The organism is Curtobacterium sp. ZW137 (assembly GCF_003762905.1).
Lineage (GTDB): Bacteria > Actinomycetota > Actinomycetes > Actinomycetales > Microbacteriaceae > Curtobacterium.
Genome location: NZ_RJKS01000003.1, coordinates 165,672 through 186,781 on the forward strand (window position 1 = coordinate 165,672; position 21,110 = coordinate 186,781).

Below are 21,110 nucleotides of genomic sequence, written 5' to 3' on the forward strand. Positions count from 1 at the left end.
GGCGGTTCACTTCGGCAGCGCACAACAGCAACCGGCTCGCACCACGGACGTCCGTGGTGCGAGCCGGTTCCCGTTGTGCGGGTCCGGTCCGCGCCACGGTGCAGTCGGCAGCCGCGGACGCGGCAGGGCGGACGGGAGGCGCGGTGTCAGTCCGGCAGGTCGGCCGGGGTCGCCTCGTGGTGGCGTCGGCCCCCGGTGCGCCGGTCCTCCTTCATGCCCGCCTCGAGCAGGTGGCGGCGGCCCGCGGCGAGGTCGTCCCGCGCGGTCCGTTCGAGCTCCTTGGCGAGGGCGTAGTAGCCGTCGTCGTAGTCCTCGACGATCTGGAACGTCCACCGCCCCTCGATGACGTTCCGCCCGATCAGCTCGGTGTCGATGCGGTCCGCGAGCTCGGTGTGCCCGGCCTCCCGGAGCTGTTCGACCGCGTCGCCGAGGTTCAGGTCGGCCATCCCGGTGAGCCGGTGGAAGCCGTAGAGCAGGCCACGCGCGTGCTCGATGACCTCGACCGCGGCGGACAGCGTCCCGAGCGCCTCGACGGTGGCGTCGGACACCCCTTCGGGAACCTGGTGCTGCTCGTCGGGGCCCTGTGCGTCGTTCGTCATGCCCCTCGTCTACACGACTGATCCGGGAACCGCTCCCCGGTTGCGACACCCTCGACGCCCGCCTACCATTCGAACACACGTTCGAACGAGGAGGACCCGATGATCGTCGTCGATGCAGCCGTCACGGTCTGGTGGCACCAGGGATCGCCGTCACGCATCGTGTGGCAGGGCCGTCGCTGGTGGGTGTCCGACGTACCCACCCGGCTCACCGTCACCCCCGCTGACCTGCCCACCGCCATCACCCACGCGCCCGAACGGACCGCCGGGTGGCGGTTCCAGGTCACGGCAGAAGACCGCGAGACCCTGGTCGTCGACATCGTCCCGGACGGCGACGGGTGGCGGGTCGCCCGCACCTGGTCGTGAACCCACCGCTCGGGCCGTGCACGTTCAGGCGGACGCGCGGGCCGGATCGGCCGGCGTCGGCGTCGGCGTCGGCGTCGGGCGCTCCATGAGCCGCCACGAACCGCCGAGCAACGGGGCGAGCGTGACCACGGTGTAGATCGCGGCGACGATGCCGAACGTCGCCGACACCCCGAGTCCGTCCGCGGCGACCCCGGCGAGCAGCCCACCGAGCGGGATCCCCGCCCACGACCCCGCGCCGAGCAGGCCGAACACCCGCGCCCGCATGTGCTCCGGGATCCGCTCGAGCTCGACCGCGCCGAGGATGGGGTTCAGCGCTCCGGCGGCGAGCCCGGACACCGCCGCCGCACCGAGCACCCACGGCAGGGCGAGCCCGAGCGCCGGTGCCACGAGCGACGGCCCGCCGGCGAGCACGAAGCACACGACGAACGTGATCCGCCGCGGGACCCGGTGCGCCACGTACCCGAACACCAGCGACCCGAGGAACGCCGCCCCACCGAAGGTCCCGGTCACGAAGCCGAGCGACTGCGCACCGCCGAGCCGTTCGTCCGCGTACAGGGGCAGCAGCGTCGTCGACCGTGCGGCGTCGAGCAGGTTCGTGACGAGCACCAACGCGATGATCAGCCGGAAGAAGGGATCCCGCACGCAGAACCGGAAGCCCTCGGCGATGTCCCGCCAGTACCCGGCTTCCGACACCACGATCGGCTCCGTGTCGCTCGTGTGGGCGCTCGGCACGGCCGGACGCACGAAGAGCGCCGTCAGCAGCGCCGCCCCGCCGAACGCCAGCGCCGTGCATGCGAGCGCCGGCATCGGACCGAGGACCGCGACGAGCACCCCGCCGACCGGTGCCCCGACGAGCACGGACAGCCGGGCCGACGCCTCGAAGTGCCCGACCGCCCGCTCGAGCGAGACACCGGCATCGGTCGCGAGTCCCGGCAGCAGCACCCGCCGTGCGGACTCCCCCGGCATGTCGAACAGCCCGCTGACGAAGACGAGCGCGAGCAGCGCCCAGAACGGCAGCCCGACGGTCCAGGCCAGCACCGGCATCGCGAGCAGCGTCACGCCGCTGATGAGGTCCGAACCGATGCTCGACCGGACGAACCCGATCCGCTCCACCAGCGCCCCGCCGAACGGACCACCGAGGACGATCGGGACCGTGGCCATGAACGCGGCGATCCCGACGTCGGTCGCCGATCCTCCGCGAGCGAGGACCGCGAAGGGCACGCTGACCGTCGTGACGACGTTGCCGATCCGCGAGACGACCTGGACGGCGAGCAGTGCCCGGAGTCGCCCGCGGGGGCTCAGACGCGCGGCCATCGGTACGCCTGCTGGAGCACGACGACCTGCTCGGACCCGTCCCCCTCGACGTGCTCGGCGCCCACGGCCCGCCACTTCTCGGCGAGCTGCCACATCTCGTCGCCGAGCTGTGCGAGCTCGGACACGGTCAGGCGCATCACCCGGTCGGAGCTGCTGCCGGCCGCCACCCACTCGCGCCCGTAGGTCGCCGCCCGGTCGATGTAGGCCTCGAAGTTGGCAGCGTACGTCCGGGCAACGGCACGGTCGAGCGCGCTCACCGCCAGTGCCCGCTCGGGGTCGTCGAGCGCGTCCTCGAGGTGCCACGACGACGACGCGTGCGCCGCCTGCCACCATCGTTCGCGACGGTCCGCCACCGGCACGTCCGCCGGCTCGATGAACCCGGCACCGGCGAGCTTGCCGCAGTGGTAGCTGATCGTGCCGGGTGCTTCGTCGATGAGCTCGCCGAGCATCGCCGCCGTCTGCGGTCCGTTGGCCCGGAGGAGCCCCAGGATCCGCAGCCGAGTCGGGTGTGCGAGCGCCCGCATCTGTGCCGGGTCGTCGATCCGTCCGTCGTCCATGCCGCCACGATAGGTCCACAAGACTCGTTGCGCAACACTTCTTGTGTACGTTCGCACCGGAGGCTCGCCTCGCGTCGGACGGTCGCGGTACGGTCACGGCATGGCCAGGTGGATCGCACTGCTGCGCGGCGTCAACGTCAACGGGATCACGATCAGGTCGGCCGAGCTCCGCGCGCTCTTCGAGGAGCGCGGGTACTCGGACGTCCGCACGGTCCTCGCCTCCGGGAACGTCGTCTTCGACAGCGACGCCACGAGCGCGACGCTCAAGGCCGACGTCGAGCAGGCACTCCGGGACCGCTTCGGGTACGACGCCTGGATCGTGCTGGTCCCGCACGACCGGCTCGCGGCGATCGTCGACGGGTTCCCGTTCGACTCCGCCCCGGACCGGCACGACTACGTCCTGTTCGGCTCCGACGAGGCAGCACTCGACGACCTGCTCGCGGACCTCGAGCTCGACCCGGCGGTCGAGCAGGTCGCCCGCGGCCACGGCGTCGTGTCCTGGTCCTGCCCGAAGGGATCCAGCACCGACACCGTGTTCGCCAAGCGCGCCGGAGCCGCCCGGTTCAAGCGCACGACGACCACCCGCAACGTGAACACGCTCCGGAAGCTGCTGTAGGACCGACGCTGCCGGAGCGCCGGCGCGCCCGCGCGCTGTGCGGTCGCCTCGTCCCCGGGACCGACCCGATGCGCGGCCGCACAACCGAAACCGGCCCGAACCACGGACGTCCGTGGCGCGAGCCGGTTTCCGTTGTGCGGCGCCGATCCGAGCTGCAGCCGCGCAGCCGCGCAGCCGCGCAGCCGCGCGCGCCGCGCAAGCGCCCCGCGCTACGCGGTCGTCTCGTCCACCTCGAGTTCGCGCTCGAGCGAGATCGTCGGGATCGACGCCGTGATGACGGAACCGTCCGCCCGCAGCGTGCCCTGGATGTCGCTCGTCGTCGGCGCGTGCCCGGACATGCGCGGTCCGTGGTGCGGGATCGGCACGACCGTCGGCTCCCCGGATTCGATGTCGTAGGGCTGGTTGTGCACCCAGGCCGTGAACCCGGAGCCGGTCTCGACGGTGAACGTCATCTGCTCCTGCTCGAGGTCGACACGCACCCGCGAACCGCGCACGGTCAGCCGGTACGACAGCCGCTCCCACTCCTTCGGCAGACGCGGGTTGAACGACATCTTGCCGCCGTGGTCGCGCATGCCGCCGAACCCGTTGACGAGCGCACCCCAGATCCCACCGGTCGAGGCGATGTGCACACCGTCGGTGGTGTTGCCGTGCAGGTCGGCCAGGTCGACGTAGAGCGCCGTGTTGAAGTACTGCTCGGCGAGCTCGTGGTACCCGACCTCGGCCGCCATGATCGACTGCACGACCGCGGACAGCGTCGAGTCGCCGGTGGTGAGCGCGTCGTAGTAGTCGAAGTCGCGGCGCTTCTCGGCCGGGGTGAACTCGTGCCCCTGCAGGAAGAGCGCGAGCACGACGTCCGCCTGCTTGAGCACCTGGAAGCGGTAGATCACCAGCGGGTGGTAGTGGAGCAGCAGCGGACGCTTGGACTCCGGCGTGTTCTCGAGGTCCCAGAGCTCCTTGTCCAGGAACTGGGCGTCCTGCGGGTGGATCCCACGGTGCGGGTCGAAGGGGATCTCCATCGACTCCGCCGCACGCTCCCAGTCCACGACCTCGGTCTCGCTGAGACCGGTCCGGCGGACCATCCGGGCGTACTCCTCGGGGTCGTCGACCGCGAGCTCACGCGTGGCGTTGACCGCGAACCACAGGTTCGCGCGCGCCATCACGTTCGTGTACATGTTGTCGTCGACGACCGTCGTGTACTCGTCCGGGCCGGTGACGCCGTCGATGTGGAACTTCTGGTCGCCGTTGGACCGCCAGAAGCCGAGGTCTTCCCACAGGCGGGCGGTCTCGACGAGGATGTCGATCGCCCCGCGCTTCAGGAACTCGGTGTCGCCGGACGCCCGCACGTACTGCATGAGCGCATGCGCGATGTCCGCGTCGATGTGGTACTGCGCGGTTCCGGCGGCGTAGTAGGCGCTCGACTCCTCGCCGTTGATGGTCCGCCAGGGGAACAGCGCGCCGTGCTGGTTCAGCTCACGGGCACGCGCACGTGCCGCGTCGAGCATGTTGTAGCGGAAGCGGAGCGCGTTCCGGGCGACGATCGGCGCCGTGTAGCTCAGGAACGGCAGGACGTAGATCTCCATGTCCCAGAAGTAGTGGCCGCCGTAGCCGGAACCGGTGACGCCCTTCGCCGCGATGCCGTGGCCGTCGGTGCGCGCCGTCGCCTGCGCGAGCATGAAGAGGTTCCAGCGCACCGCCTGCTGGATCTCCGGCTGCCCGGCGACCTCGACGTCGCTGCGCGACCAGTAGTCGTCCATCCACGTGCGCTGCTTGGCGAAGGTCTCCTCGACCGTCTCGGCACGTGCACGGTCCAGCGTGCGGTCGCAGCGGTCCGCGAGCTCTCGCGCCGGCACCCCGCGGGAGGTGTGGTAGACCACGTTCTTGGTCAGCCGGATCGGTCGGCCGGCCTTCGCCTGCACCCGGTAGACGTGCTTGGCGAGGTCGTCCTCGATGGAGGAGGACTCGTCCCACGTGTTGTCGGTCTCGATGCGGTGCTCGACGCCGACGCAGATCGTCATACCCGAGGTCGCCGCCTGGTACCCGAGGAGGGACCGGCTGCCGGAGTTCCGCTTCAGGCGGGGCTCGAGCACACGGTCGGTGAACGTCTCGGCCTTGCGCGGGTCGAACGCGTTCGCCGCCGCGCGCATGCCGGCGTGGTACTCGTCGACGACGTCCTGGCGGTTGAGGATCTGGCTCGACAGCAGGATCGACGCGTCGTGGTCGAGCATCGTCACCTCGTAGTCGATGACGGCGAGGTGCCGGTCGGTGAACGAGACGAGGCGGCGGGAGCGGATGAGCACCCCCTTGCCGGACGGCGTCGACCACTCGGTCTCCCGCAGCAGGTACCCGCCACGGAAGTCGAGTCGCCGGGTGTGCCGCAGGATGTCCGCCTCGGCGAGGACCAGCGGCTCGTCGTCGACGTACAGCCGGATGACCTTGGCGTCGGGCGCGTTGATGATCGTCTGCCCGGTCTTGGCGAACCCGAACGCGTCTTCGGCGTGCCGGATCGGCCAGGTCTCGTGGAAGCCGTTGATGTACGTGCCGTACTGCACGCCGCCGCGACCTTCGTCGAGGTTGCCGCGCAGGCCGAGGTAGCCGTTGCCGACCGCGAAGTTCGTCTCCGCGACGCCCTGCTGGTCGGGCGCGTACTCGGTCTCGACGAGTGCCCACTCGTCGACCGGGTACCGGACGCGGTCGAGGGGGTCCGAGGTGATGGGGTTCATGGGGCTCCGTGGGAAGGGAGAGCGGTCAGGAACGGCCTGGAGGCACGGATCGTGCCCGGCGGGTCGTCTACGTCGTCAGCGTGGCGGGCTGGGGGAGGTCGGGGACGAGGTCGGCGAGGTCCGTCACGACGACGTCCGCCCCGTTCGCGAGGAGGTCGTCGGCACCGGCGCCGCGGTCGACGCCGATCACGAGCCCGAAGGCACCGTTCCGGCCGGCGGCCACGCCACTCGTCGCGTCCTCGACGACGACGCACTCGGCGGCGGTCAGGCCGAAGCGGCTCGCCGCGTCGAGGTAGGTGTCCGGTGCGGGCTTGCCCGCGAGCCCGTCTTCCCGCGCGACGAGGCCGTCGACGATGACCGGGAAGCGTTCCAGGATCCCCGCGGTGCGGAGGACCTGCTTGGCGTTCGCGGAACTCGAGACGACCGCGACCGACAGGCCGGCGTCGGTGGCCGCCGTGAGGAAGCGCAACGAGCCCGGGTAGGCCTCGACGCCGTGCTCGGACAGCTCGGCGGTGAACTCGGCGTTCTTCCGGTTGCCGAGCCCGCACACCGTGTCGTCGTCGGGGCCGTCGTCCGGCGTGCCCTGCGGCAGGTCGATGCCACGCGAGTCGAGCAGCGAGCGGACGCCGTCGTAGCGGGGCTTGCCGTCGATGTACGCGAAGTAGTCCTGCTCCGTGTAGGGAGCGACACCGTGCGCAGCGAGGTACGGCGTGAACAGCCGGCTCCACGCGCGCATGTGGACGTCGGCGGTCGGCGTCAGGACCCCGTCGAGGTCGAAGAGCAGGGCACGGGCATCCGCGAGGCGCGCAGGAGCCCGACGGTCAGACGACGTCATGGACACACCTTCCAGGGAGTGGTGTCGTACGAGTGCTGCGCCCGAGTCTAGGACCGCTCCAGGCAGCGCGTCGCACCCCGACGCACCCCTGTGGAGAGTTCACCGGGAGGTCGGCCCGGCTGTGAGGACGTGCAGTCCACGACCGGTTCGCTCGTCGTGACGAAGGGGACACGATGACCACCGACACCACGGACCGGGCCGCTGACGCGCAGGGGTCCAAGCTCCGGCAGGCGATCACCGGGCCACTGCTCTACCTGTTCATCCTCGGGGACGTGCTGGGCGCGGGGATCTACGCCCTGATGGGCACGCTCTCCGGCGACGTCGGTGGGGCGCTCTGGGCACCGCTCGTGCTCGCGCTGCTGCTCGCGCTGCTGACCGCGGGCTCCTACGCCGAACTCGTCACGAAGTACCCGAAGGCCGGCGGTGCCGCGGTGTTCGCGGAGCGGGCCTACAAGGTGCCGATGGTGTCGTTCCTCGTCGGGTTCTGCATGCTCGCAGCGGGCGTCACGAGTGCGGCCGGCCTGTCGCTCGCGTTCGCCGGCGACTACCTCGGCACCTTCGTCGACCTGCCGCCGGTACCCGCCGCGATCGTCTTCCTCGCGCTCATCGCGTGCCTGAACGCGCGCGGGATCTCGGACTCCCTGAAGAGCAACGTGGTGATGACGATCATCGAGGTGTCCGGCCTGGTGATCGTGATCGTGGCGGTCGCCGTGATGATGGGCGGCGGGGGCGGCGACGTCGCGCGGATCGGCGAGTTCCCGTCCGGGGCGAACCCCGCGCTGGCCACGCTCAGCGCCGCGATCGTGGCGTACTACTCCTTCGTCGGCTTCGAGACCTCGGCGAACGTGGCCGAGGAGGTCCGCGAGCCCCGGAAGGTGTACCCGAGGGCACTCTTCGGCGCGCTCGCCACGGCCGGGGTCGTCTACGTCCTGGTCGGGTTGGCGAGCGCCATCGCCCTGCCTGCGTCGGAGCTCGGCGAGTCGTCCGGGCCGCTGCTCCAGGTGGTGGCGGCGACCGGTGTGCCGATCCCGGACTGGGTGTTCAGCCTGATCGCCCTGGTCGCCGTCGCGAACGGAGCGCTCCTGACGATGATCATGGCGAGCCGCGTGACCTACGGGATGGCCGAGCAGCGTCTGCTCCCGGTGGTGCTCGGCAAGGTGCTGCCGAACCGGAAGACCCCCTGGACCGCGATCGTCGCGACGACCGTCGTCGCGATGCTGCTCACGCTCGTCGGCGACGTCGGCACGCTCGCCGAGACCGTCGTGCTCCTGCTGCTGTTCGTGTTCATCAGCACGAACGTCGCGGTGCTCGTGCTCCGGCGCGACCACGTCGAGCACGACCACTTCCGGGTCTGGACGTTCGTGCCCGTGCTCGGCGTCGCGTCGTGCGTCCTGCTGCTCACCCAGCAGAGCGGTCAGGTCTGGCTCTACGCCGCGATGCTGCTCGCGGTCGGCGTGGTGCTGTACCTGGTCGCCCGGCTCACCGGGGGCCGGCGGAGCGGCGGCAGGCGGACCGACGACCGCCCGGGATCCCCCACGGCGTAGCGTCGTCCTCGTGCCAGAGACGATCCGGATCCGCGCCGTCGCAGTCGCCCTGCGCGGAGCCGACGTGCTGGTCGTCCGCCGTCACCGTGACGACCGTTCGTACGCCGTCCTGCCGGGCGGCGGGGTGGAGGCGGGCGAGACACCGCAGCAGGCGTGCGTCCGGGAACTCCACGAGGAGACCGGCCTGACGGGCGTGCCCGAGCAGCTCCTGCCGGTCGGGGTCGACCGCGACGCTCCGGCCGTGTACTTCCGTGTCCGGGTCGACGACGGCACCCCGGCCATGCCCGCAGACTCCCCGGAGGCGCAGCGGGTGACCGATCGGAACCGCTACGAGCCGGCGTGGGTACCGGTCGCCGACCTCGACCGCATCGGGCTCGTGCCCGACCGCGCCCGGAGGGCCGTCGGGCTCGCGGTCGAGGGGCTCAGCGGAGGCCGGCCGCCCGGATCCCCTCGACCCACCGCTCGACCGCAGCGCTGATCTGCGCGCGGGCGTCCGCCCGGGAGATCGTCGCGGTGCCGTCACCCGGCTGCGCGCCGTAGGCACCGAAGTCGGCGTGGTTCGAGCCCTGGATCTCGGTCATCGTCGCGTCCGCCGGCAGCTCGTGCCGCGCCGCGGCGACCTTCTCCGGCGTGGAGAGCCCGTCGCGCGACCCGGAGACGCTCAGCACGTCCAGGTCCGTCCCGGACAGGTCGTTCGCGCAGTAGCTCCCGAGGAGCAGCAGTCCGGCCACGCCCGGGTCGTCGGCCAGCTGGCACGCGCGGACCCCGCCGAGCGAGTGCCCGCCGACGGCCCAGGTCTGCACGGACGGGGCGTGCGCCTCGAACGTGGACAGGGGGCGGAGGTCGAAGAACGCGAGGTGCAGCGTCGGCTTCGTGATGACGACGGTCGTGCCGCTCGCGACCACCTGCCGGAACGTGGCCATGTAGGCGTACGGGTCGACCTTCGCGCCGGGGATGAACACGACCCCGACACCGTTCGCCGTGCCGGTCGGGGTCATCACGACCGAGTCGCCGGCGTCCCGCACGGCCACCCGGTCGTCCCGCCACACCTGCAGCGCTGCGGACCGGGTGCCTTGCATCACGATGTTCGCCCACACCAGGAACACGATCACGACGACGAGCAGCACCGCCACGATCCAGGCGGTCCAACGCAGTGCTCGGTTCATCGGGTCTCCTCCGGTCGTCGTGCGGTGACGGTCAGCCACCGTTCCTCGGCTCCTGGCGCGGTCGTCTCGCGGACGTCGACGTCGGTCCAGCCGGTCTCGGAGACCACCGACGCGAGCGCGTCGCCGGTCCAGTAGGTGAAGTGCCGGGGCCGGTCGAGCTTCCTGGTGCTCCAGTCCTCGCCGTCGCCGCGCTTCACGGTCGCGGCGAGCACGCCCCCGGGGACGACGGCCACGAACGCACGGCGGAGCACCCCGGGGAGTTCTTCGCGCCGGACGTGCAGCAGCACCGCGTTCGCGAAGACGGCGTCGTAGCCGCTGCCGAACACCCCGGTGCGGACGTCCAGCACCCGGGCGACGTGTCCGTCCTCGCGGAGCCGGTCGACGAAGGACCGGGCTCCGTCGGTCCGGTCCACGCGGAGCCCGGCGGCCTCCAGGGCGAGTGCGTCGCGTCCGGGGCCGGACCCGAGCTCGAGGACGCGTGCCCCCGGCGTGACGAGGCCGAGGAGATCGTCGACGAGCCCGGCTCGGTGCCCGTCGGTCCGGTCCGCGTAGCGATCGGCAGCGCGCTCGTAGGTGTCGAGGGTGCGGTCGGTGGCGAGGTCCCGGCGCATGACGACCTCGTGGCGGCCGGCCGGGAGCAGGTCACCGGGTTCGTCCGCGATCGTGAAGCCGTGGCGTTCGTACGTCCGCCGGGCGACGGTGTTGTCGGGCATCACCGAGAGTTCGAGCTCGGCGGCCCCGACGCGTGCGGCCCAGCGGACGATCGCGTCGATGAGCAGTCCGGCGACGCCGCGTCCGCGGGCAGCCGGGTCGACCCACATCGAGATGAGTTCGGCGCGGTCGCCGTCCCCCGGTGTCCCGCTCGCCATCCCCACCGCGCGGTCGCCGTCGAAGGCGACCAGGTCGAGCGCTCCCGGGATCGAGAGCCGTGTCCGCCAACGTTCCTCGGGCGCGTCGACCCAGTCGTGCAGCCGGGATCCGAACGCGTCGGGTGCATCGGCGAGTGCCGCCAGTCGTACCGGCCGCCACTCCCGCCAGTCGTCGGCGGTCAGGGCACGGAGCTCGATCGTCACGCCCCGACGCTATCCCGTCCGTGCCGGAGATGCGGTCGCGCGCGGTTGCGCCCCGGGACGACCACCGCGCCCCGCTGTGACGGGGCGCGGTGTTCGGAACGGGGCGCGAACCGACCGCCAGCGCTCAGGACGCGACGGTCTCCTGGATCGCCGCGCGGATCTCCGCAGCGGCCGCGCCGACGTCCGACGCGCTGTAGATCGCGCTGCCGGCGACGGCGATCGTCGCCCCGGCCGCCTGGACGTCGGCGACCGTGGCCGCCGAGACGCCACCGGCGACGGAGAACGGCACACCGGAGGCCTTGCCCGCATCGAGGAGGGTGGAGAACGTGAAGCCGTCCTCGGCCTGCTCGTCCAGCCCGGCGTGCATCTCGACGAACTCGGCGCCGAGTGCGATGACCTCACGGGCACGGCCGGCCTTGTCGGCGACCCCGATGAGGTCGACGACGACGCCCTTGCCGTGCTTCTGGGCGGCCTTCACCGCGCCGGCGATCGTGCTGTCCCCGGCGACACCGAGCACGGTGACGAGGTCGGCACCGGCGGCGAACGCGATGTCCGCCTCGAGCTCGCCGGCGTCCATCGTCTTGAGGTCGGCGAAGACGGTCTTGTCCGGGTGGGCTTCCTTGACCGCGGTGATCGCGGAGAGGCCGGCGCTCTTGATGAGCGGCGTGCCGAGCTCGAGGACGTCGACGTGCGGGGCGGCCGCGGCGGCGAGTTCGAGGGCGGCTTCGGTGGTCAGGGTGTCCATGGCGAACTGGAGCTGCATGAGGGTGCCTTTCATTCGAGGTTGGCGTGCCGGGGCCAGAGGTCGTCGGCGGACTGCCCGCCGCGGGCCCACAGGGTGTGGAAGAGTGCGTCGCCGAGCAGCGCGACGGCCTGCTCGAACAGGCTGCCGGCGTACTGCGCGGAGGCGGTGCCGGAGCGGTCGGTCTTCGTGGCCGCGGGGAGCACGATGGTGACCGCCGCGACCGCGGACAGCGGGGAGTCGGACGTGGTGGAGATCGCGACGACGGATGCGCCGACGTCCGTGGCGGTGCGTGCTGCCGCGACGATGCCGGCCGTCGTCCCCGAGCCGCTGGCGACGATCAGGACGTCGCCGGCGCGGATGGCCGGAGTCGTCACCTCGCCGACCACGTGCACGTCGAGCCCGAGGTGCATCAGGCGCATCGCGGTCATCCGGAGCGCGAGTCCGGAACGGCCGGCGCCGTGGACGAAGACGCGGTCGGCACCCTCGACCAGGTCGACCGCGCGGCCCGCATCGTCGTCGTCCACGCTCGCCGCGAGCGACCGGATCTCGTCGACGATCAGGCCGAACGACCGGGAGACCGAGAGTTCCTGCATGACGACGAGCCTGACGGGGACCGCGCCGGCCCGCCGCTACCCGCGACGGCGGGCGCCCCACCCGATCGGGTGGCCCCATCCACTCGGGCGGGGCAGGTAGGTTCGGCTGTCATGGACGGTGCAGCGGAAGACGGTCTGGAGGCCCGGCTCGGCCCCGCCAGTCGGCTCGCGGCCACGGAGCACGCCAGGACCGTGGCGGAGCAGGCCGACCGGCACGCGCTCACGCTCGAGTCCGTGCTCGCGGTGCTCCGCTCCCCGCGCGTCGGCGACGCCGCGGCCCGCGCCGAGGCGGTGGAGATCGCGTCGGCGGCGCTCGTCGAGCTCCGCACCGTGACGGACCGGCAGCGGAGCACCCTCCTCGAACCGGTCACGGGGGCGTTCTCGCGGCTCCGCGCCGACCTGCGCCCGCTCGTCCGGTTCGGGGACCTGGACGTGCAGTTCGTCGAGCCCCCGGCGACCGGGCGGGCACTCCCCGGTGACGTCGCGCACGCCGCCCGCGCGATCGTCCGGACCGCGGTGCTGGCGCTCGTCGACGCCGGCGACGCCCACCGCGTGCGGATCCAGTGGGACTGCGACGGCCGGAACCTCCTCATGCAGCTGCGCGACGACGGCGCCGGGACGCTCGATGCGCACGACGACGCCGTGCGGCCGATCGCCGAGCGGGTGGTCGCACTCGACGGACGCCTCGCGGTCGAGTCGACGCCCGCGTGGGGGTCCGTCCTCGACATCTCGCTGCCCCTGGACCCGGCACCGGGTGCGGTCGACCTGCCCGACGACGCCGACCTGACGCCGCGCGAGCAGGACGTGCTGCGGCTCCTCGCGACCGGTGTCGGCAACCGGGAGATCGCCGACGGGCTCGGCATCACCGTGAACACCGTGAAGTACCACGTGGCGAACCTGCTCCGGAAGCGCGGTGCCCGCACCCGTGCGGAGCTCGCCGCGCTCGGGGCGCTCGGGGCGCGGCCGGTCACGGGCTGAAGCGGTACCCCATCCCGGACTCGGTGACGATGTACCGCGGGGTCGACGGATCCGGTTCGAGCTTCCGGCGCAGCTGCGCGACGTAGAGCCGGAGGTACCCGGAGTCGTTGCCGTGCGACGGCCCCCACACCTCGGTGAGCAGCATCTCCCGCGTCATCAGCCGGTCCGGGTTGGCGACGAGGACCTCGAGCAGCCGCCACTCGGTCGGGGTCAGCCGGATCGCGGGACCCTCGGCCGGCAGGACCTGCTTGGCGACGAGGTCCACGACGAGGTCCCCGAACCGGACGGTCGGCGCGGTGTCCGCTGCTGCGGTGGCAGCGGCCTGTCGCCGCCCGAGCGCCCGGAGCCGCGCGAGCAGCTCGTCCATCTGGAACGGCTTCGTCACGTAGTCGTCCGCGCCGGCGTCCAGCGCGTCGACCTTGTCGGACGAGTCCGTCCGTCCGGAGAGCACCAGCACCGGGACCTGCGACCACGCGCGGATGCCCTCGAGCACACCGATGCCGTCGAGCCGCGGCATCCCGAGGTCGAGCAGCACGATGTCGGGGCGTTCGGTGATGACGGCGTCGATCGCGGCGCGGCCGTCCCGCGCGGTGACGACGTCGTACCCGCGCGCGGAGAGCGTCACCCCGAGGGCGCGGACGAGCTGGGGGTCGTCGTCGGCGATCAGGATCCTCATCGGTTCCGGGTCCTCATCGTGTCTGCACCCCGATGTGTCCGGCGATCGGCAACCGCACCACCATGGTGAGTCCGCCGCCGGGGGTGTCGTCGGCCTCGATGCTGCCACCCATCCCCTCGGTGAAGCCCCGAGCCAGCGCCAGCCCGAGCCCCAGTCCGGTGTCGTTGTCGGTGTCGCCGAGCCGCTGGAACGGCTGGAACACGTCGTTCCGCTGCGCCTCCGGGATCCCGGGCCCGTGGTCGACCACGCGGAGCTCGACCGCCCCGTCGAACGCGCTCGCCGCGACCCGCACACTCGTCCCCGACGGGGTGAACCGCACCGCGTTCGCGAGCAGGTTCACGAGGACGCGCTGGAGCAGCACCGGGTCGGCGAGAACCTGCGGCAGTTCGGCGGGCAGGTCGAGGTCGACGTCGTCCGGCCCGAGCTCCAGCTCGTCGAGCGCCGGCGCGACCACGGTCTCCAGCGGGAGGGCGACGGGGGTCGACGCGACCACCCCCGCCTGCACACGACTGACGTCCAGCAGGTCGCCGAGCAGCACCGCGAGACGGCCGAGGCTCTCGTCGGCGGTCGCGAGCAGGGCCTCCCGGTCGGTGTCGGACAGGGCGATGTCGCTGGCACGGAGGGTCTGCACGGCCGCCGATGCGGCCGCGATCGGCCGTCGGACGTCGTGGCCGACGGCTGCGAGGATCGCGCTCCGCACGCGGTCCGCCGCGGCGATCCGTTCCGCGTCGACCGCGGCGCGGGTCAGGTCGCGGTGCTCGACGGCCGCGTCGATCTGCTGTTCCACGACCCGCAGCAACCGGCGCTGGGTCGGGTCGTCCGCCGCACCGGCGAACTCCAGGACCGCTCCGGACGGGAGGCTCGTGGTGGCGTCCGGCGCCGCACCGAACGCTCCGGACGTGGCCGGCACCAGGTCCCCCTGCCGGACCCGCAGACCGGTGAAGCCGAACGCCTCACGCGTCCGGTCGACCAGCGCCTGCAGGGCGTCGTCACCTCGGAGGACGCTGCCGGCGATCCCGATGAGCAGCCCGGACTCGGCGGCCGCGCGCCGGGCGGCACGCGACCGACGGGCCGAGCGGTCCACGACGAAGCTCACGAGCACCGCACTGATGACGTACATCACGAGGGCGACCAGGTGCCAGGGCTGCTGGACCGTGACCCGGTGCAGCGGCTGCACGAAGAAGAAGTCGAGGCTCAGCCCGGACAGCACGGCCGCGAAGACCGCCGGCCACATCCCGCCGACGAGGGCGACGACGAGGACGAGGAGCTGGTAGGCGAGGACGTCCACCGTGATGGCGTCCGGGGTGTCCCCGATCGAGAGCAGCAGCGTCAGCAGGGGCCCGGCGACGAGCGCGAGGACGAACGCGGCGGTGATCCGGCCACGCGACAGGCTCCCGCCGAGCCGGGGCAGGGCGAACCCGCCGCCTGCTCGCTCGTGGGTGACCACGTGCACGTCGATGTCGCCGGACTCGCGGACGACGGTGTTGCCGATGCCCGGGCCGGTCAGGGCCGCGGCCGCACGGCTCCGACGACTCACGCCGACGACGATCTGCGTCGCGTCGATCGAGCGCGCGAACCGCACCAGGGTGCTCGGGACGTCGTCACCGACCACCTGGTGGTAGGTCCCACCGAGCTGCTCGAGGAGCGCCCGCTGCGCGCCGAGCGCACCCGGGTGCCGCTCGCGGAGGCCGTCGTTCGTCGTGACGTGCACCGCAGCGAGCTCGCCGCCGGACGACCGTGCCGCGATCCGGGCACCGCGGCGGAGGAGCGTCTCCCCCTCCGGCCCACCGGTGAGTGCGACGAGGACACGCTCACGCGCCTCCCACCGGTGCTCGATGCCGTGCTCGGCGCGGTAGCGCTTCAGGGCGTCGTCGACCTCGTCGGCGAGCCAGAGCAGGGCGATCTCGCGGAGCGCGGTGAGGTTGCCGAGGCGGAAGTAGTTCGACAGTGCCGCGTCGATCCGGGCCGCCGGGTACACGAGCCCGTCGGAGAGCCGCTCGCGGAGGGCTTGCGGCGACAGGTCGACCACCTCGATCTGGTCGGCGCCACGGACCACGGCGTCGGGCACGGTCTCGCGCTGGACGGTGCCGGTGATCTCACGGACGACGTCGCCGAGGGACTGCATGTGCTGGATGTTCACCGTCGAGATCACGTCGATCCCCGCGGCGAGCAGCGCCTCCACGTCCTGCCACCGCTTCTCGTGCGGGCCGCCGGGGGCGTTCGTGTGGGCGAGCTCGTCGACCAGGGCGACCTCGGGGTGCCGCGCGAGGACGGCGTCGAGGTCCAGGTCGTCGAGCTCGACCCCGCGGTGCGTCTCGGTGCGGCGGGGCACGGTCTCGAGGCCGTCCACGAGTGCGGCGGTGGCCGCTCTGCCGTGGGTCTCGACGACGGCGACGACCACGTCGCGGCCCTCGTCGCGGAGTCGGCGCCCCTCTTCGAGCATGGTGAAGGTCTTCCCGACGCCGGGTGCGGCACCGAGCAGCACCCGCAGCTTCCCTCGCTTCACGCGCTCATCCTCTCGCTTCTCCGGTGGTCGTGCCGGCGCTCGGGTCGCGCGGCGCCGCTCCGCTCGCGTGGCGCGGCGCCGCCCCCTGCGCTGCCCGCGCCGCCGTGCCCGGTTCCGATCGGCGGCGCACAACCGATTCCCGCTCGAACCACGGTCGTCCGTGGTTCGAGCGGGTTTCGGTTGTGCCGCGCCCAACCGCACCGCGGCCAACCGCACCGCGCCCACCCGCACTGCGGCCAACCGCACCGCGCCCAACCGCACCGCGGCAGGTTGCTCGGCTCCGTCACGCCGACAACGACGCGACGGCCAGGTTCAGCGACAGGACGTTCACCGCCGGAGCGCCGAGGACGCCGAGCTGGCGACCCTCGGTGTGCGACTCGACGAGCGCGCGCACGACGGACGACGACAGCCCGCGCGCCGATGCCACGCGGGACACCTGCTCGAGCGCGTACTCCGGGCTGATGTCGGGGTCGAGACCGGAGCCCGAAGCCGTCACCGCATCCGCGGGCACGTCGGCAGCCGGGACCCCGTCGGCCGCGGCGATCGCGGCCTTCCGGGCCTCGATCGCCTTCGTCAGGTCGGGGTTCGACGGGCCGAGGTTCGACCCCGACGAGGCGTTCGCGTCGTAGCCGTCCTCGCCCGCGGCGGACGGCCGGGACTGGAACCACCGGTCCGCCTGCTCGCCGGCGAAGGACTGCCCGATGAGCGAGGAACCGACGGGCTTGCCGTCCCGGGACACGATCGAGCCGTTCGCCTGGTCGTGGAACGCCGCCTGGCCGACGCCCCAGACTGCGACCGGGTACGCGATGCCGAGCACCACCGTCGCCAGGAGCATGAGCCGGATCGCGACGCCGGTGGAGCGGATGAAGGAACGAGAGCTGGTTGCCATGAGTCAGAACCCCGGGATGAGACCGACCACGAGGTCGATCAGTTTGATGCCGATGAAGGGGACGATCACGCCGCCGAGCCCGTAGACGAGCAGGTTGCGGCCGAGGATCGACGACGCCGACGCTGCGCGGTACCTGACGCCGCGCAGCGAGAGCGGGATGAGCGCCACGATGACGAGCGCGTTGAACACGACGGCCGACAGGATCGCGGACGACGGGCTGTGCAGGCCCATGACGTTGAGCGCGGCGAGGCCGGGGAACGCCAGCTGGAACATCGCCGGGATGATCGCGAAGTACTTCGCGACGTCGTTCGCGATCGAGAACGTGGTGAGTGCCCCGCGGGTGATGAGCAGCTGCTTCCCGATCCGGACGATGTCGATGAGCTTGGTCGGGTCGGAGTCGAGGTCGACCATGTTCCCGGCCTCCTTCGCCGCGGTCGTCCCGGTGTTCATCGCGACGCCGACGTCCGCCTGCGCCAGGGCGGGGGCGTCGTTCGTGCCGTCACCGGTCATCGCGACGAGGTTCCCGCCCTCCTGTTCCCGGCGGATCAGCGCGAGCTTGTCCTCCGGGGTGGCCTCGGCGAGGAAGTCGTCGACGCCGGCCTCCGCGGCGATCGCCTTCGCGGTGCGCGGGTTGTCACCGGTGATCATCACGGTCCGGATGCCCATGCTGCGGAGCTCGTCGAACCGCTCGGACAGGCCGTCCTTGACGACGTCCTTGAGGTGCACGACCCCGAGCAGCGCGACCTCGCCCGACGGGGCACGACGGGCGACGACGAGCGGCGTCCCGCCCTGGTCGGAGATCTCGGCGACCGTGGCGTCGATCGCCGCGATCACACCGGCATCGGGGGTTCCAGCCCAGCTGAGCACTGCGGCTGCGGCGCCCTTCCGGACCGATGACCCGTCGGGCAGGTCCATCCCCGACATCCGCGTCTGCGCGGTGAACGGCACCTCGACGGCACCGTCCGGCGCATCCACGGCGACCTCGGCGTCCGCCGCGAGCACGACGATCGAGCGACCTTCGGGGGTCCCGTCCGCGGCACTCGACAGCGCCGCGGCCGCCATCAGCTCCGGTTCGGAGACCCCGGGCACGGGCACCACACGGGATGCCCGTCGGTTGCCGTACGTGATGGTCCCGGTCTTGTCGAGGAGCAGCGTGGTGATGTCCCCGGCGGCCTCGACCGCACGACCGGACATCGCGAGGACGTTCCGCTGTACGAGGCGGTCCATCCCGGCGATGCCGATCGCCGACAGCAGGGCGCCGATGGTCGTCGGGATGAGGCAGACGAGCAGGGCGATGAGGACGGTGATGCTGACCGTCGCGCCGACCATCCCGGCGATCGGCTGCATCGTGAGGCAGACGATCACGAAGACGATCGACAGCGACGCGAGCAGGATGTTCAGCGCGATCTCGTTCGGCGTCTTCTGCCGTGCGGCGCCCTCGACGAGGCGGATCATCCGGTCGATGAAGGTCTCGCCCGGTGTCGAGGTGATGCGCACGATGATCCGGTCGGACAGCACGCGGGTGCCACCGGTGACCGCACTCCGGTCACCGCCCGACTCGCGGATCACCGGCGCGGACTCACCCGTCACGGCGGACTCGTCGACCGAGGCGATCCCGTCGATCACGTCGCCGTCGCCCGGGATCACCTCACCGGCGACCACGACCACCACGTCGCCCTTTGCGAGGTCGACGGACGCGATGTCCTCGGTCGCGTTCGCCGTGGCGGCCGGGTCGGCTGCGTCGTACCCGAGCACCCGTCGGGCGCTGGTCGTCGACCGGGTCTTCCGGAGCGTGTCCGCCTGGGCCTTGCCGCGGCCCTCGGCGACGGACTCCGCCAGGTTGGCGAAGACGACGGTCAGCCAGAGCCAGACCGCGATCGCGATGGTGAACGCCGAGGCGTCGACGAACGCGGCGGCCGTGGTCAGGGCTGCGCCCACCTCGACCAGGAACATGACCGGGTTCCGCCACATCAGTCGCGGATCGAGTTTCCGCAGTGCGCCCGGGAGGCCCGCCACCAGTTGACGGGGCCCGAAGGCGGACGAGCGGGTGGTCGGCTCCACCGCGGTGCGCGGTTCCGACTCGGAGGTCACGGTGGTCATGACAGTCCTTCTGCGAGGGGACCCAGTGCGAGCACCGGGAAGTAGGTGAGTGCGGTGACGATGACGGCGACACCGGCGAGGAGTCCGACGAAGAGCGGCCGGTGCGTGGGCAGCGTGCCGACGGTCGCGGGGACCCGGTCCTGCGCCGCGAGCGACCCGGCGAGCGCCAGCACGAACGCGATCGGCACGAAGCGGCCGAGCAGCATCGCGATGCCGAGCGCCGTGTTCATCCAGGTCGTGTTCGCGGTGAGGCCGCCGAACGCCGACCCGTTGTTGTTGCCGGCGCTGGTGAACGCGTAGAGCAGTTCGGACAGGCCGTGGTTGCCGGGGTTGAACACCGAGGTGCCGAGGACCTGCTCCCGGACGCCCGGGATCGCCAGGGACAACGCGGTCCCGAGCAGCACGACGGTGGGCGTCACGAGGATGTACAGCGCCGCGAAGGTCATCTCCCGCGCCCGGATCTTCTTGCCGAGGTACTCCGGCGTCCGGCCGACCAGCAGCCCGCCGATGAACACCGTGATCACGGCGAGGACGAGCATGCCGTAGAGACCGGACCCGACGCCGCCGGGGGTGACCTCGCCGAGCATCATGTTCAGGAGCGCCATCATCCCGCCGATCGGCGTGAAGCTGTCGAACATCCCGTTCACCGCACCCGTGGAGGTGGCGGTCGACGTGGTGCCGAACAGGGTGGTGCCGAGGATGCCGAAGCGGACCTCCTTGCCCTCCATCGCGGCACCAGCGGCGTGCGTGGCCGCGCCGCCCCCGGCGAGTTCGGCGATCGACATCGCGGCGAGGGACACGAGGAAGATCGCGCCCATCACGGCGAGGATCGCGTACCCCTGACGACGGTCGCCCACCATCCGGCCGAACGTGCGCGGCAGTGAGAACGGGATCGCGAGCATGAGGAAGACCTCGACGATGTTGGTCCACGCCGACGGGTTCTCGAACGGGTGCGCCGAGTTCGCGTTGAAGTAGCCACCGCCGTTCGTGCCGAGGAGCTTGATCGCCTCCTGCGACGCCACGAACCCGTCCGGGATGTGCTGCGTCCCGCCGGCCAGCGTCGCGACGTCGGTGCCGCTCCCCCACGACTGGACGACGCCGCCCGCGACGAGCACGATGGCGAAGACGAAGGACAGCGGCAGGAGCAGCCGGCCCGTGCCCCGGACGACGTCGACCCAGACGTTGCCGATCGTCGACGAGCGGCGACGGGCGAACCCGCGGACCAGTGCGATGGCCACCGCGAGGCCGACGGCGGCGGAGAGGAAGTTCTGCACCGCGAGGCCGGCGAGCTGCACCGAGTACCCGACCGTGGCCTCGGGCGAGTAGGACTGCCAGTTGGTGTTCGCCACGAAGGACGCCGCCGTGTTGAACGCGAGCGACCATCCGACGTCCGGCAGCCCGAGGTCCCCCGGCAGCACCGTCTGGATGCGCTGCAACAGGAACACCACGACGAGCCCGGCCGCGCTGAACAGCAGCACCCCGCGGAGGTACGCGCCGGACGACTGCTCCGCGTCGGGGTCGACCCCGATCAGCCGGTAGACGATCCGCTCGGCGCGGCCGTGGTGCGACGAGGTGAACACCCGTGCCATCCAGTCACCGAGCGGGCGGTGCACGACGACGAGCAGCAGGACGAGGACCGCGACCTGGGCGATGCCGGCCCAGGTCGCCGCGGCCCCCATCAGAACCGCTCCGGGCGCACGAGCGCCCAGACGAGGTAGACGACCGCGGCGACGCCGAGGACGGCGGCTGCGATGGTGATGCCGAGCACGTGGACTCCTGGAGGTTCTTCGGGTCCGCGGCAGGTGCCGTGGACGGCACCGTTCCTGGTGCCGATCC

20 protein-coding genes are annotated in these 21,110 nt (G+C 72.1%); 5 read left to right on the forward strand and 15 right to left on the reverse strand.

Going from position 1 to position 21,110, the window contains the following annotated elements; genetic code table 11:
* Positions 1-146 precede the first annotated feature (146 nt).
* A complete protein-coding gene (locus tag EDF55_RS10370) occupies positions 147-599 on the reverse strand; it encodes a hypothetical protein (RefSeq protein ID WP_123654892.1) in 453 nt (150 codons plus the stop codon).
* A 99-nt stretch (positions 600-698) separates the two neighbouring features.
* Between EDF55_RS10370 and EDF55_RS10375 the strand changes: the two genes are divergently transcribed.
* Complete coding sequence (locus EDF55_RS10375; RefSeq protein ID WP_123654893.1) at positions 699-962, forward strand: hypothetical protein; 264 nt, start codon at positions 699-701, stop codon at positions 960-962.
* Between the two features lie 24 nt (positions 963-986).
* Here the strand turns inward: EDF55_RS10375 and EDF55_RS10380 are convergent, their stop codons facing one another.
* Positions 987-2,276 (reverse strand): MFS transporter, encoded by a 1,290-nt coding sequence (locus EDF55_RS10380; protein WP_123654894.1) that lies wholly within the window; start codon positions 2,274-2,276, stop codon positions 987-989.
* The gene (locus tag EDF55_RS10385) at positions 2,261-2,833 is read right to left on the reverse strand and encodes a transcriptional regulator (protein ID WP_123654895.1); all 573 of its coding nucleotides are present in this window, start codon (positions 2,831-2,833) and stop codon (positions 2,261-2,263) included. The genes EDF55_RS10380 and EDF55_RS10385 overlap by 16 nt, the downstream gene beginning before the upstream one ends.
* A gap of 100 nt (positions 2,834-2,933) precedes the next feature.
* Between EDF55_RS10385 and EDF55_RS10390 the strand changes: the two genes are divergently transcribed.
* Complete coding sequence (locus tag EDF55_RS10390; RefSeq protein ID WP_185017312.1) at positions 2,934-3,449, forward strand: DUF1697 domain-containing protein; 516 nt, start codon at positions 2,934-2,936, stop codon at positions 3,447-3,449.
* Between the two features lie 209 nt (positions 3,450-3,658).
* Here the strand turns inward: EDF55_RS10390 and EDF55_RS10395 are convergent, their stop codons facing one another.
* Together EDF55_RS10395 and EDF55_RS10400 are read right to left on the reverse strand one after the other, a co-directional pair.
* Positions 3,659-6,169, reverse strand: a complete 2,511-nt coding sequence (locus EDF55_RS10395; protein ID WP_123654896.1) for a glycoside hydrolase family 65 protein — start codon at positions 6,167-6,169, stop codon at positions 3,659-3,661.
* A 67-nt stretch (positions 6,170-6,236) separates the two neighbouring features.
* Positions 6,237-7,004, reverse strand: a complete 768-nt coding sequence (locus EDF55_RS10400; RefSeq protein ID WP_123654897.1) for an HAD family phosphatase — start codon at positions 7,002-7,004, stop codon at positions 6,237-6,239.
* Between the two features lie 173 nt (positions 7,005-7,177).
* Between EDF55_RS10400 and EDF55_RS10405 the strand changes: the two genes are divergently transcribed.
* Both EDF55_RS10405 and EDF55_RS10410 read left to right on the forward strand, forming a co-directional pair.
* Positions 7,178-8,548 carry an APC family permease gene (locus EDF55_RS10405; RefSeq protein WP_123654898.1) on the forward strand — a complete coding sequence of 457 codons (1,371 nt, stop codon included), beginning with the start codon at positions 7,178-7,180 and terminating at the stop codon, positions 8,546-8,548.
* A gap of 10 nt (positions 8,549-8,558) precedes the next feature.
* Positions 8,559-9,026 (forward strand): NUDIX domain-containing protein, encoded by a 468-nt coding sequence (locus EDF55_RS10410; protein ID WP_123654899.1) that lies wholly within the window; start codon positions 8,559-8,561, stop codon positions 9,024-9,026.
* Here the strand turns inward: EDF55_RS10410 and EDF55_RS10415 are convergent.
* From EDF55_RS10415 to hxlB, 4 genes are all read right to left on the reverse strand, one after another.
* Entirely contained in the window at positions 8,971-9,714 is a 744-nt protein-coding gene (locus tag EDF55_RS10415; RefSeq protein ID WP_123654900.1) for an alpha/beta hydrolase, read from the reverse strand. The genes EDF55_RS10410 and EDF55_RS10415 overlap by 56 nt on opposite strands.
* Positions 9,711-10,787, reverse strand: a complete 1,077-nt coding sequence (locus EDF55_RS10420; protein ID WP_123654901.1) for a bifunctional GNAT family N-acetyltransferase/class I SAM-dependent methyltransferase — start codon at positions 10,785-10,787, stop codon at positions 9,711-9,713. Before EDF55_RS10420 ends, EDF55_RS10415 begins: the two co-directional genes overlap by 4 nt.
* Before the next feature lie 124 nt (positions 10,788-10,911).
* Entirely contained in the window at positions 10,912-11,550 is a 639-nt protein-coding gene (gene hxlA, locus EDF55_RS10425; protein WP_123654902.1) for a 3-hexulose-6-phosphate synthase, read from the reverse strand.
* An 11-nt stretch (positions 11,551-11,561) separates the two neighbouring features.
* The gene (gene hxlB, locus EDF55_RS10430) at positions 11,562-12,125 is read right to left on the reverse strand and encodes a 6-phospho-3-hexuloisomerase (RefSeq protein WP_123654903.1); all 564 of its coding nucleotides are present in this window, start codon (positions 12,123-12,125) and stop codon (positions 11,562-11,564) included.
* A 111-nt stretch (positions 12,126-12,236) separates the two neighbouring features.
* On the opposite strand from hxlB, the gene EDF55_RS10435 reads away from it, so the two are divergent.
* Positions 12,237-13,103: a LuxR C-terminal-related transcriptional regulator gene (locus tag EDF55_RS10435; protein ID WP_123654904.1), complete on the forward strand. Its 867-nt coding sequence runs from the start codon at positions 12,237-12,239 to the stop codon at positions 13,101-13,103.
* Here the strand turns inward: EDF55_RS10435 and EDF55_RS10440 are convergent.
* The 6 genes from EDF55_RS10440 to kdpF all read right to left on the reverse strand — a co-directional run bounded on the left by EDF55_RS10440 (position 13,093) and on the right by kdpF (position 21,042).
* Entirely contained in the window at positions 13,093-13,779 is a 687-nt protein-coding gene (locus tag EDF55_RS10440; protein ID WP_123654905.1) for a response regulator, read from the reverse strand. The genes EDF55_RS10435 and EDF55_RS10440 overlap by 11 nt on opposite strands.
* Before the next feature lie 13 nt (positions 13,780-13,792).
* Positions 13,793-16,285: an ATP-binding protein gene (locus EDF55_RS10445; protein ID WP_123654906.1), complete on the reverse strand. Its 2,493-nt coding sequence runs from the start codon at positions 16,283-16,285 to the stop codon at positions 13,793-13,795.
* A gap of 283 nt (positions 16,286-16,568) precedes the next feature.
* Positions 16,569-17,174 carry a potassium-transporting ATPase subunit KdpC gene (gene kdpC / locus EDF55_RS10450; protein WP_123654907.1) on the reverse strand — a complete coding sequence of 202 codons (606 nt, stop codon included), beginning with the start codon at positions 17,172-17,174 and terminating at the stop codon, positions 16,569-16,571.
* Positions 17,175-17,177: 3 nt separating this feature from the next.
* Positions 17,178-19,274: a potassium-transporting ATPase subunit KdpB gene (gene kdpB, locus EDF55_RS10455; protein ID WP_123654908.1), complete on the reverse strand. Its 2,097-nt coding sequence runs from the start codon at positions 19,272-19,274 to the stop codon at positions 17,178-17,180.
* A complete protein-coding gene (gene kdpA, locus EDF55_RS10460; RefSeq protein WP_123654909.1) occupies positions 19,271-20,953 on the reverse strand; it encodes a potassium-transporting ATPase subunit KdpA in 1,683 nt (560 codons plus the stop codon). Before kdpA ends, kdpB begins: the two co-directional genes overlap by 4 nt.
* Positions 20,953-21,042: a K(+)-transporting ATPase subunit F gene (gene kdpF, locus EDF55_RS10465; RefSeq protein ID WP_123654910.1), complete on the reverse strand. Its 90-nt coding sequence runs from the start codon at positions 21,040-21,042 to the stop codon at positions 20,953-20,955. Before kdpF ends, kdpA begins: the two co-directional genes overlap by 1 nt.
* Positions 21,043-21,110 lie beyond the last annotated feature (68 nt).